At 65.5% G+C, this 14085-nt stretch carries 1 protein-coding gene; it reads left to right on the forward strand.

From position 1 onward, the window contains the following. Positions 1–133 precede the first annotated feature (133 nt). Entirely contained in the window at positions 134–13855 is a 13722-nt protein-coding gene (locus tag OHB12_RS28695) for a non-ribosomal peptide synthetase (RefSeq protein ID WP_327112457.1), read from the forward strand. The last annotated feature ends 230 nt before the right edge of the window (positions 13856–14085 follow it).

A 14085-nucleotide genomic window follows, 5' to 3' on the forward strand; every position in this document is an offset into this window, starting at 1 on the left:
GCGTAGGTTCGATGGTCATCAGGCGGGGGGAGCGTGATGTGTGGCAACAACTGGCAACAACTGACAGGGTGAGGAATCTCATGGTTCGGGCGGTCTGGCGGCGGTGTGACGAGACTGCGGAAGGGGTGCCGGCATGACACGCCCGGCCCGCGTCCGCCCGAACCGGACCCGGCGGCCACACGTCACTACGCTTCCGCAGTTGTTGGCGACGGCGGTTGAGGCGAATCCGACTGGTGTTGCGGTTGTTTTTGCTGATGCGGTGGGTGTGTTGGCGCGGTTGAGTTATGCGGAGTTGGATGAGCGGTCGACTCGGTTGGCTCGGTTGTTGATCGGTTGGGGTGTGGGGCCGGAGGATCTTGTTGCGGTGGGGATTCCGCGTTCGGTTGATTCTGTGGTTGCGGTGTGGGCGGTGGCTAAGACTGGTGCGGGGTTTGTGCCGGTGGATTCGAATTATCCGGTTGATCGGGTTGAGCATATGGTGCGGGATTCGGGGGTGGTGTTGGGTTTGACTGTTGGGGGTGTGGTGGATGGGTTGCCTGGTGGTGTGGAGTGGTTGGTTATCGATTCCGATGTTTTTGTGCGTGAGTTGGAGGGTTATTCGGTCGAGCCGGTCACTTATGCGGATCGGTTACGGCCGTTGCGGGCGGAGCATCCGGCGTATGTGATTTACACCTCGGGTTCGACGGGTGTCCCGAAGGGTGTTGTGGTGACCCAGGCGGGGTTGGCGGGTTTGTGTGTGGAGCAACGTGACCGGTATCGGGTGAGCGAGGTGTCACGGACGTTGCATTTCGCGTCGCCGTCGTTCGATGCGTCGGTGTTGGAGTTGTTGCTCGCGGTTGGTGGTGCGGCGACGATGGTGGTGGTGGCGCCGACGGTTTACGGTGGCGATGAGTTGGCTGTGTTGTTGGGGAGGGAAGGGGTGACGCATGCGTTCGTCACGCCTGCCGCGTTGGCTTCGGTGGATCCTGCTGGTCTCGAGGAGTTACGGGTTGTCGTGGTGGGTGGGGAGGCGTGTCCGTCGGAGTTGGTGCGTCGTTGGGTGATTCCGATTCCTGGTGGTGAGCGTGAGTTCTATAACGCTTACGGGCCGACCGAGGCGACGGTCGCGACGAATATCAGTGCGTCGTTGCTGCCGGGTGTGGCGGTGATGATCGGTGCGCCGATCCGGGCGGTCACCGAGTATGTGTTGGATGACCGTTTGGTCGCGGTCCCGGTTGGTGTGGTCGGTGAGTTGTATATCGCTGGACCGCAATTGGCTCGTGGTTACCGGCAACGACCTGGTCTGACGGCTGGGCGTTTCGTGGCGAACCCGTTCGATGTGAATGGTTCCCGGCTTTATCGCACCGGTGACTTGGTGCGCTGGAGCGCCGATGGCGAGTTGGAGTATTTGGGCCGTAACGACTTCCAGGTGAAGATCCGCGGTTTCCGTATCGAGTTGGGCGAGATCGATGCTGTGCTCACCGACCATGAAAGCGTCGATTTCGCTGTCACGGTCGGGCACCGGTTGGACAGCGGGGCGACGATCCTCGTGTCCTATGTACACGCGATGGGTGGGCACTCGATCGATGTCGGTGGGTTGATCGCGCATGCCGAACGCAGCCTGCCCGCGCATATGGTGCCGACCTCGGTCATGGTGCTGGAAGAGGTCCCGCTGACTCCCGCGGGCAAGTTGGACCGTGCGGCGCTACCCACACCACACCTGCAGGCCAGGATGTTCCGTGCACCGGTGGGGCCGTGGGAAGAGTTGGTCGGGGAGGTGTTCGGTGAATTACTCGGCGTGGGTGAGCGGGTCGGTGCGGACGACGATTTCTTCGAGCTCGGCGGTAACTCGCTGATCGCGACGCAGGTCGCGGCTCGGCTCGGCGCGTCGGTCGGTGTGCGGATACCCGCCCGGATAGTTTTCGGGGCACCCACGGTCGCCTTACTCGCTGCGCGGCTCGCCGAATTCGAAGGCGGCCCAGCACGTCGCGCGTTGGTTGCGGTGCAGCGCCCGCAACAAATCCCGTTGTCGTTGGCGCAGCAGCGGATGTGGTTTCTGAATCAGTTCGATACCGGTTCCGCGGTGAACAATATTCCGTTCGCGATCCGGTTGTCGGGTGCGTTGGACGTCGCGGCGTTACAGGCGGCGGTCGTGGATGTGATCGAGCGTCACGAGTCGTTGCGGACGGTGTATCCGGCGGTGGACGGTTCGGGATATCAGGTGGTTGTGCCTGCGGCCCAGACGGTCGCGGACCTGACACCCACACCGATCACCGAGCACGAACTCCTGGACTGGTTACGCGGATACGCCTCGACCGGGTTCGACGTCGCGGCCGAAGTGCCTGTGCGCCTGTCGCTGGCCCGGCTCGGTAACGATGACTACGTTCTCGCTGTGGTGGTGCACCACATCGCCGCCGATGGCACCTCGATCGCTCCGCTGGTACGTGATCTGATGACCGCCTACCTCGCGCGTCGCGCCGCCACCGCACCCGGCTGGGCTGCGCTGCCGGTGCAGTACGCGGACTACACCCTGTGGCAGCGCGCGGTCCTGGGCCAGGAGAACGACCCGGACTCGGTGGCCGCGGCGCAGATCGCTTTCTGGCGTGCGGGCCTCGCGGGCGTTGCGGGTCGGCTCGACCTCCCGATGGACCGCCCGCGACCCACACACGCCTCGGGGCGCGGCGCGGTGTTCACCTTCCTACTCGACACACCGATCAGAGCAGGGCTCGACGATCTCGCCCACGCCAGTGGTGCTTCATTGTTCATGGTGGTGCACAGCGCTTTCGCCGTGTTACTGGCCCGACTGTCCGGTATCGGCGATATCACCATCGGTACACCGGTCGCTGGGCGCGGCGAGCCCGAACTCGACGGGCTGGTCGGCATGTTCGTCAACATGCTGGCACTACGGACCGTGGTCGATCCCGCATCGTCGTTCCGCGACCTGCTCGAAACGACCATAGAAACCGATCTCGCGGCGTTTTCCCATGCCGAGTTACCGTTCGAGCGGCTGGTCGAGGTCCTGGACCCGCCACGTTCGCAAGCACACCACCCACTGTTCCAGGTGGCGTTGTTCTTCCAAAACATGGATCAGGCACAACTCGAACTACCAGACCTGTCGGTGAACACCGTCGAATTCGACAACACAGCCGCCAAATTCGACCTACAACTCACCATCACACCACAACAAGGCCCCGACACAGGCCTCACCGGCATGTTCACCTACGCCACCGACCTATTCGACCAGACGACTGTGCAAGGGTTCGCGCAGCGGTTCACTCGTTTGCTGGGGGAGATCCTCACCGCGCCACACACTCCGGTAGGTGATCTGGAACTGCTGGCGCCTGCTGAGCAGGGTCGGATCCTGCACGAATGGAACGATACGAAGCATCCGGTCCACTCCGGGTTGCTGCTGGATGGGTATCGGCGTGCGGTGGCTGCCGATCCGGGCGCGGTAGCGGTGGTGTTCGAGGGTGTCGAACTGACTTATGGTGAGTTCGACGCACGAGTGAACAGGCTTGCGCGGTTGCTGATCTCGCAGGGTGTGGGCGCGGAATCGTTGGTGGGGTTGGCCCTGCGGCGTTCACCCGACCTCGTGGTCGGCATGTATGCGATCGCCGCGGCGGGTGGGGCGTGGGTGCCGCTGGACCCCGACCAACCAGCCGAACGCATCGCACACATCCTGGACACCGCTCAACCGGCCTGTGTCGTGACAACCAGTACGGACGCGGTCACCGTGCCCGGCGATATCACCGTCCTCACGATGGACACACTGGACCTCGACCGATTCGACTCTTCCCCGGTGCGTGCTGGGGAACTACTGCGTCCGGTATCGCCGCAGCATCCGGCGTATGTGATTTTCACGTCGGGGTCGACAGGTCGGCCGAAGGGTGTGGCGGTATCGCATGCGGCGATCAACAACCAGATCGAGTGGATGTTGGCGCAATACCCACTCGGTCGGGGTGATGTGTATCTGCAGAAGACAGCGACAACGTTCGATGTGTCGTTGTGGGGTTATTTCATGCCGTTGCGGGCAGGCGCGAAACTGGTCGTCGCTACGCATGACGGGCACCGCGACCCTGCCTACGTCGCGGACACGATCACCGCGCAACGGGTCACGGTCACCGATTTCGTGCCCTCGATGCTGGCGGTATTCGCCACACAGTTGACCCCGGGGTCGGTTCCGACGCTGCGGGATGTTTTCGTGATCGGTGAAGCGCTGCCACCGGAAACAGTGACAGCCTGGCAGACCGTATCCGGTGCGGTACTGCACAACCTCTACGGTCCGACCGAGGCCGCGGTATCGGTCACCTACTGGCCCGCCGACGGGCGTGACGAGCGGACCGTACCGATCGGGCGCCCGCAATGGAACACCCAGGTGTATGTGCTGGACTCACGCCTGCGCCCGGTCCCGGCCGGGGTGCCCGGTGAGTTGTATCTGGCCGGTGACCAGCTGGCACGCGGTTATGTGACTCGACCGGATTTGACCGCGGACCGGTTCATCGCCAGCCCGTTCACGGCCGGTGAGCGGATGTACCGCACCGGTGACCTCGTGGTATGGCGCGCACCAGCAGGGGATCTCGCGCACCGGCTGGAATACATCGGGCGCACCGATTTCCAGGTGAAGTTCCGTGGACAACGCATCGAACTCGGCGAGATCGAAACCGCGTTGCTGACACAACCCGGCGTGAGCCAAGCAGTAGCAGTAGTCACCGGATCGAGCCTGGGCGACCAACTGGTGGCTTATGTGGTCGCCGCAGCGGGAGATCGGATCGATCCGGTCGCGCTACGGTCGAGGATCAGCGACATCCTTCCCACCTACATGGTTCCCGCGGCGGTCGTGGAGTTGGACGCGTTCCCGCTGAACACCAGCGGCAAACTCGACCGCAAAGCACTACCCGAGCCGGAGTTCGAAGCGAAGGTGTTCCGTGCACCCTCGACACCGGTCGAAGAGATCGTGGCGGGGGTGTTCGCTGACGTGCTCGGTATCGAGCGGGTCGGCGCGGATGATGACTTCTTCGCTTTGGGTGGCAACTCACTGATCGCTACCCAGGTCACCGCACGCCTTGGTGAGGCGTTGAGCACGCGTGTTCCGGTGCGGTTGCTGTTCGAAGCGGCGACTGTCGCGGCGTTGGCGGTTCGGGTCGAGCGGCAGGCAGGCACCCTCGGGCGGGTGGCGTTGGTCGCTGGTCGCCGCCCGGAGCAGGTCCCGTTGTCGCTGGCTCAGCAGCGGATGTGGTTTCTGAATCAGTTCGATACCCAGTCCACGGCCTACAATCTGCCGATCGCGGTCCGGTTGACCGGCTCGTTGGATGTGTCGGCGCTGCGTGCGGCGATCACGGACCTGGTAGGCAGACACGAGGTTCTGCGTACGGTGTATCCGGCCCTCGACGGGGACCCGATACAGCTGATTTTGTCGCCGGCTCAGGCGGCGTTGCCGTTGACGGTGCGGTCGATCCCCGCGGTGGATGTCGAATCCGCTGTCGTGGGATTGGTTTCGACGCAGTTCGATGTCACCGGTGAGGTGCCGGTACGGGTCGCGCTGTTCGAGATCCAGGACGCCGGGGCAGTCCCGGAATATGTGATCGCGATGGTGGTCCACCACATCGCCGGCGATGGTTGGTCGGTCGGCCCGCTGGTGCGGGATCTGATGACCGCGTATGTCGCACGCTCCTCAGGCGAGTCACCGAACTGGGCTCCGCTACAGGTGCAGTACGCCGACTACAGCATGTGGCAGCGTGAGCTACTGGGCAGCGAGGACGACCCGGGTTCGCTGATGTCGGATCAGGTCACCTACTGGCGGAGGGCACTGGCAGATCTACCCGAACAGCTCGACCTGCCCGCGGATCGGCCACGTCCGGCGACGCAATCCTTCACCGGTGCCACCGTGGAAGTGGATATCGATGCCGAGGCCCACCGTGGGCTGATCGAGGTCGCGCAGTCCCAGAGCGCGACACTGTTCATGGTCGTGCACACCGCGTTGGCGGTGTTGCTGGCCCGGTTGTCGGGCACCACCGATATCGCGATCGGCACACCGATGGCCGGCCGGGGTGAAGCCGCGCTCAACGATCTGATCGGGACATTCATCAACACACTGGTATTCCGCAGCCACATAGATACCGGTGAAGCGTTCACCGATCTGCTCGCACGTCAACGCGAAACCGACATCCAAGCATTCGCGCACGCGGATGTGCCGTTCGAACGACTGGTCGAGGTACTCAACCCGGCACGTTCCACAGCACGCCATCCACTGTTCCAGGTCGGTTTATCGTTCCAGAACCTGGCCGTCACCACACTCGAACTGCCAGGGCTGACAGTGTCGGGAGTGGACTTCGACACCGCGATCTCACAGTTCGACCTGCACCTGGTCCTCGCCGACCGATACGACCAGTCAGGGACACCGACCGGCCTCACCGGCATGTTCACCTACGCCACCGACCTATTCGACCAGACGACTGTGCAAGGGTTCGCGCAGCGGTTCACTCGTTTGCTGGGGGAGATCCTCACCGCGCCACACACTCCGGTAGGTGATCTGGAACTGCTGGCGCCTGCTGAGCAGGGTCGGATCCTGCACGAATGGAACGATACGAAGCATCCGGTCCACTCCGGGTTGCTGCTGGATGGGTATCGGCGTGCGGTGGCTGCCGATCCGGGCGCGGTAGCGGTGGTGTTCGAGGGTGTCGAACTGACTTATGGTGAGTTCGACGCACGAGTGAACAGGCTTGCGCGGTTGCTGATCTCGCAGGGTGTGGGCGCGGAATCGTTGGTGGGGTTGGCCCTGCGGCGTTCACCCGACCTCGTGGTCGGCATGTATGCGATCGCCGCGGCGGGTGGGGCGTGGGTGCCGCTGGACCCCGACCACCCAGCCGAACGCATCGCACACATCCTGGACACCGCTCAACCGGCCTGTGTCGTGACGACCAGTACGGACGCGGTCACCGTGCCCGGCGATATCACCGTCCTCACGATGGACACACTGGACCTCGACCGATTCGACTCTTCCCCGGTGCGTGCTGGGGAACTACTGCGTCCGGTATCGCCGCAGCATCCGGCGTATGTGATTTTCACGTCGGGGTCGACAGGTCGGCCGAAGGGTGTGGCGGTATCGCATGCGGCGATCAACAACCAGATCGAGTGGATGTTGGCGCAATACCCACTCGGTCGGGGTGATGTGTATCTGCAGAAGACAGCGACAACGTTCGATGTGTCGTTGTGGGGTTATTTCATGCCGTTGCGGGCAGGCGCGAAACTGGTCGTCGCTACGCATGACGGGCACCGCGACCCTGCCTACGTCGCGGACACGATCACCGCGCAACGGGTCACGGTCACCGATTTCGTGCCCTCGATGCTGGCGGTATTCGCCACACAGTTGACCCCGGGGTCGGTTCCGACGCTGCGGGATGTTTTCGTGATCGGTGAAGCGCTGCCACCGGAAACAGTGACAGCCTGGCAGACCGTATCCGGTGCGGTACTGCACAACCTCTACGGTCCGACCGAGGCCGCGGTATCGGTCACCTACTGGCCCGCCGACGGGCGTGACGAGCGGACCGTACCGATCGGGCGCCCGCAATGGAACACCCAGGTGTATGTGCTGGACTCACGCCTGCGCCCGGTCCCGGCCGGGGTGCCCGGTGAGTTGTATCTGGCCGGTGACCAGCTGGCACGCGGTTATGTGACTCGACCGGATTTGACCGCGGACCGGTTCATCGCCAGCCCGTTCACGGCCGGTGAGCGGATGTACCGCACCGGTGACCTCGTGGTATGGCGCGCACCAGCAGGGGATCTCGCGCACCGGCTGGAATACATCGGGCGCACCGATTTCCAGGTGAAGTTCCGTGGACAACGCATCGAACTCGGCGAGATCGAAACCGCGTTGCTGACACAACCCGGCGTGAGCCAAGCAGTAGCAGTAGTCACCGGATCGAGCCTGGGCGACCAACTCGTGGCCTACATCGTGCCCAGGTCAGGACACACCGCCGAGCAGACCGAACTGATTACCGCGATCAGCGAACGTCTACCCGCCTACATGGTGCCCGCGGCAGTCGTGGAGTTGGACGCATTCCCGCTGAACACCAGCGGCAAACTCGACCGCAAAGCACTGCCCGCACCAGAATTCGAGACCAAACTATTCCGTGCCCCCTCCACACCGACCGAGGAAATCATCGCGAACGTATTCGCCGACGTACTCGGCATCGAGCAGATCGGCGCCGACGACGACTTCTTCGCCCTGGGCGGCAACTCACTAGCCGCCACACAAGTCGTAGCACGCATCGGCGCCGCACTCGACTCACGAGTCCCAGTACGAACACTCTTCGAAACATCCACCGTCGCCGGACTCGCTGTGCGGGTCGCGGTCACGGCGGGTGCCGCCGCGCCGATCGAGCTGGCCGAACTGCCCGGCGGCGGTGTCGGCGAGATTCCGCTGACGCCGGTGCTTACCGCATATCTCGAACAGGGTGGCTACAACCGGTTCTCGCAGAGCATGGTGTTGGGCCTGCCGGACGGAATCGATCGCGCAGGACTGGTCGCCACCATCGCCGCCGTTCTCGACCACCACGATGTGCTGCGCTCGCGAGTGCGGCGCGTCGACGGGCAGTGGCAGTTCGAGGCGCTGCCGCTCGGTGGCATGGACGTGAACACGCTCATCTCCGAGGTCGACGTGCCGGCCGGAGTCGAAGAGACGGAGCTGAACCGGATTGCCGGGAAGGCGATGGATTCCGTGCTCGCGACGCTGGATCCGGCCGCAGGCAAGATGATCACCTTCACTTGGCTGCGCCGCCCCGACGCACCCGACGCTGTCACCGTCGCGGCCCATCATTTCGTCATCGACGGTGTGTCGTGGCGCATCCTGATCCAGGACCTCGCGGTGGCTTCGGCGCAGCGAGCGGCGGGGCAGAGGGTCACGCTGCCCGCCGTCGGGACCTCGTTCCGGCGCTGGGCACATGGCCTGGCCGCGGCGGCCACGGCAGCGGAGCGTACCGGCGAGGTCGACTACTGGCGGCAGGTGATGGCCACGCCGGATCCGTTGCTCGGTACCCGCGCCCTGGATGCCTCGGTGGACACCGATGCGACGCGCGGGCAGATCGGCATCCAGGTGTCGGCCGAGGTCACCGACGCTGTCCTGACCGAGGTTCCGGCGCTGTACCGCGCCGATGTCATCGACGGCCTGCTGGCCGCGCTCGCCGTGGCGGTGCGCACCTGGCGGGCGCGACGCGGCATCGAAGCACCCGTCACCCGGGTGCAGCTCGAGGGCCACGGCCGCGAGGAGGGCATCGTGCCCGGCGCCGACCTGACCCGCACCATCGGCCGATTCACGAGTATCTACCCGGTGGCCCTGGATCTGTCCGGCATCGACACCGAGGCCGCCCTGGCCGGCGGTGTAGCCGCTGCGGCGGTACTCAAGTCGGTGAAGGAGCAGTTGCTCGCGGTGCCGGACAAGGGCATCGGCTACGGCATGCTGCGCTACTCGAACGAGGCCACTGCCGGCGAACTCACCGGTGACCTCGGGCAGATCGGCTTCAACTATCTCGGCCGTGTCTCGGCTGGTGGAGTGTCCGAGGGCATGGCCGATCCGGGCCGGCTGCCGACCGGCGATCCGGGAGCCATTGCGGGCAAACAGGATTCGGCGATGCCGATGCCCGCGGTGATCGACATCAACGCGATCGTCAACGAGACCGCCGCCGGTCCGCGGATGGATGTGTCGTTCGCCTACGCCGCCGAGATCATCGGTGAAGCGGACGTCCGCGAGCTCGCCGACGAATGGCTGTCGGCACTGACCGCGCTCGCCTGCCACACCCAGGATCCGGCGGCCGGCGGGCTCACCCCGTCGGATGTGCCGCTGGTGCAGGTCACCCAGGATGAGCTGGACACCTGGCGGCAGACGCGGCCGGGTCTGTCCGATGTGCTGCCGCTGTCGCCGCTGCAGGCGGGACTGTTGTTCCTCGCCGAAGCGTCCCCGGTGGACGACTACATCATGCAGTTCGCGGTGGAGCTGTCCGGCGATGTCGATCTCGCGCGGCTGCGCGGCGCCGCGCAGGCGGTTCTTGATCGGCACGCGAACCTGCGGACCTCCTTCGTCGCCGCCGCCGACGGCACCCCCGTACAGCTGGTGGTGGACGCCGTCGAGGTGGGATGGCAGGTCGTGGAGGATGTGCACGATGCCGAGCTGCCTGCGATTCTGGAAGCCGATCTGCGGCACCGGTTCGATCCGGCGGTGGCGCCGCTGGTGCGATTCGCGTTGTACCGCACCGAATCCGGAAGTGCCCACCTGGTGCTGACCACCCACCACATCCTGCTCGACGGCTGGTCCATGCCGTTGCTGATGAAGGACCTGCTGGTCCTGTATGCGACGCACGGTGATTCGTCGCAGCTTCCGCGGGTGCGGCCGTACCGCGACTACCTGGCGTGGCTGTCGCGTCAGGATCGCGATGCGGCGCTGCGGGCGTGGGCGGAGGCGCTCGACGGGCTGGAAGCGACTCCGCTCGCGCCCGCACTGGCGCGGCGCGCGGCACCGGAGCCGGGTGTCGAGACACTGGTGTTCGACCTGTCGCCGGAGCAGACCTCGGCGCTGGCGGCATTCGCCGCCGAATCCGGCGTCACCGTCAACACGGTGGTGCAGGCGGTCTGGGGCTTGGTGATCGCGGCCGGAACCGATCGCGATGATGTGGTGTTCGGCGCCGCGGTGTCCGGTCGGCCGCCGCAGCTCGACGGCATCGACGATATGGTCGGTCTGTTCGTGAACACCATCCCGGTTCGTGTTCGGTTCGATCCGCGGTGGACCGTGCGAGAACTGCTCGGCCGCTTGCAGTCCGCGCAGGCAGCCCTGCTGGACCGGCACTACCTGGGGCTGGCCGATATCCAGCACGCCCTCGGTGTGGACGGACTGTTCGATTCGCTGCTGGCGTACGAGTCCTATCCGATCGACACCGAAGGGCTGCAGCAGCGGGCGAGTTCGATCGACGACATGGCCATCACGGGTCTGCAGAGCGTCAACTTCAGCCACTATCCGCTGACGGTGCTGGTGGAACTGACCGCACAGCTGACGGTGAAGGTGATCTACCAGCGCAACACCGTCGACGGTGCGGCCGCACAGGCTGTCACCGACCGGATGCGGATGCTGATCGGCGAATTCGTCGCCGGTCCGCGGCGCACGCTGGCAGCGACCAACCTGCTGCTCGACGCCGAGCAGGCGGCGTTGGACGCGGTGAACGACACCACGGCACGGGAATTCGTGGACGACGCGACACTGGTTTCGTTGTTCCACGCCCAGTGCGAGCGCACTCCCGACGCGCCCGCGGTGACATTCGGCGACGAGACGCTGACCTATGCGGAGCTCCGGTCGCGCGCGAGTCGCCTTGCCGGAGAACTCGTCCGGCGCGGTGCGGGCCCGGAGACCAGGATCGCGGTCGCGATGCGGCGTTCGCTGGAGCTGGTGGTAGCGATCTACGCGGTGCTGGAAACCGGCGCGGCCTATGTGCCGGTCGACCCGGATCATCCGGTGGAACGCAATGATTACGTGCTCACCGGTTCGGCGCCGCTGTTCGTGCTCACCACGGTCGAGGACGGGTTCGAAACCGACACCGCGGCGACGGTGCTCGATATCGAGCGGCTCGAACCCGCTTCGCAAGAGGTGAATATCGCGACCGCTGCCGAGCGGATCTCCGAGCCGAGCGAGTCGCGTCCGGGTGCCGTGAGAGTACGGCCGGACAACACCGCCTACGTTATCTACACCTCGGGCTCCACCGGACGCCCGAAGGGTGTGATGATCACGCACCGGCAGATGGTGAACCAGTTCCGCTGGAACCAGCGCGAATACCCGCACACCACCGGCGATGTGGTGCTGCACAAGACCCCGATCACGTTCGACATCTCGACGTGGGAGTTGTTTTGGCCGTTGCAGACCGGCGCCCGTATCGTGGTCGCCGAACCGGACGGGCACCGCGATCCACGGTATCTGGCCGAGGTGATCGAGAAGGAGTCCGTCAGCACGGTGCACTTCGTGCCGTCGATGCTGGACGCGTATCTGGAACTGGAGCAACTCCCGAATACCTTGCCGTGCCGGGTTTTCGCTGCCGGTGAGGCGCTGACCGCCACCACCGCGGCCGCGTTCCACGACCGGATGTCCGGCGAGTTGTACAACTGGTATGGCCCCGCCGAGGCGACGGTGGTGACCGCCGCCGCGGTGCCTGCTTCCACTCCGCTGTCTCCGACCGGCCGTGGCGAGATCCGCGGCGCGGTGCCGATCGGTGCCCCGGCGGCCAATACCCGGGTATTCGTGCTCGACCGCCAGCTGCGGCAGGTGCCGGTCGGCGCGACCGGCGAACTGTACGTTGCCGGTGTGCAATTGGCTCGCGGCTACCTCGGTGCGCCGGCGTTGACGGCCGAACGATTCGTCGCCAACCCGTACGAGCCGGGCGCCCGGCTCTACCGCACCGGTGACATCGTCAAGCTGGTGGGCCGTTCCGCAAGCTCCGCCCCCGCAGGAGAACTCGATTCCCCCGTCCTCGAATACCTCGGACGCGCCGACTTCCAGGTGAAACTGCGCGGCCAGCGCATCGAGCTGGGCGAGATCGAAGCCGTCCTGCTGGAGCACGATTCAGTCGGTCACGCCGCGGTCGCGCTGGTACCGGAGCCGGATCGCCTGGTCGGCTATGTGGTGGCCGCATCCGGTCACATGATCGACGAGGCGGCACTGCTCGAGCACACTCGACGTGGGCTGCCGGCGTACATGGTGCCGTCGGTGCTCGTCACGCTGCCGGAGCTGCCGCTGAACGCGAGCGGAAAGCTTGATCGCAAGGCGTTACCGGTCCCCGCCTTCACCGCGCGGCCCTACCGCGAGCCGGTGACCCCGCTGCAGCAAGCGGTCGCGGCGGTGTTCGCGGAGGTGCTCGGTATCGAACGGGCCGGTCTGGACGACGACTTCTTCGCGCTGGGCGGCACCAGCCTGGTCGCCAGCCAAGCGGTGAGCCGGCTGCGTCGGGCCACCGGCGCGCAACTGCGGGTGCAGTGGTTCTTCCTGGACCCGACGGTGGCCGGTATATCGACTCGGATCATGGAGGCGCTGGAATCCGGCCTCGACTACGATGCTGGCTCCGATGCCTCGATGAGCGTGATACTGCCGATCCGCAAGACCGGCAGCCGGAAACCGCTGTTCTGCATCCACCCGATGTACGGCCTGTCCTGGTGCTACAGCGGGCTGGCCCAGCAGCTGGACACGCAGCAGCCCATCTACGGTGTGCAGTCCCCGGCGCTGTCGGAGGACGCCGATCCGCCGGAGTCCTTGCACGACATGGCCGCCCGCTACCTGGCGGAGATCACCGCCGTCCAGCCGGAGGGGCCGTACCGCCTGCTCGGCTGGTCGCTCGGCGGTGTGCTCGCGCACGAGATCGCGGTGCGGTTGCGGGCGGCAGGGCAGGAAGTCGAGCTGCTCGCCATGCTGGACAGCGACCACAGCTTCGACATCGACTTCTTCCACGACGCCATGCTGGAGGTGCTGGCCGAGATCGGTATCCAGGGCATCGACCCGCAACAGTTGAGTGTGCTGAGCGAAGCGGACTTCATGAAGCTGTACGAGGCGCTCCCGACGGACATGGTGGCGTTGACGCCGGACCGGCTGCGGCGGATCTACACCAGTGCGGTGCGGTCGGCCGAACTCACCCAGAGCTACACCCCGCAGGTGTTCGACGGGACGGTGCAGTTCTTCAAGGCCATGCAGAACGACGGCGTGCAGCGGGACATCGTCGCGGCGTGGCGGCCCTACGCCGCCGGGGTCACCGTGCACCAGGTGGCGGCCAGCCACGAGACGATGACCCAGCCCGAGGCGCTGGCCGTCATCGGCCCCGTGCTGGCCGATCTGCTGCAGGCCGGCGACCGGAAGTAGTCCCGCTGGCGGTCGGTGGAATCACGGGTGGCAGTGGGAGCGCTATCACAGGACCCTCGCGTCTAGCGGTTCACTGTCGACGCGCGACCCGAATTGCGCGTCGACAGGTAATAATCGTCCCCGGCACTCGCACATGCGGCCGTACCCGCGACCCGAAACCCCACGGGTCGCGCTCGGCGTCCGCCTGCGGATTCGTAACGGTCGGTATGCGCTCGTTCGATGATCATGGG

The organism is Nocardia sp. NBC_01730 (assembly GCF_035920445.1).
GTDB lineage: Bacteria > Actinomycetota > Actinomycetes > Mycobacteriales > Mycobacteriaceae > Nocardia.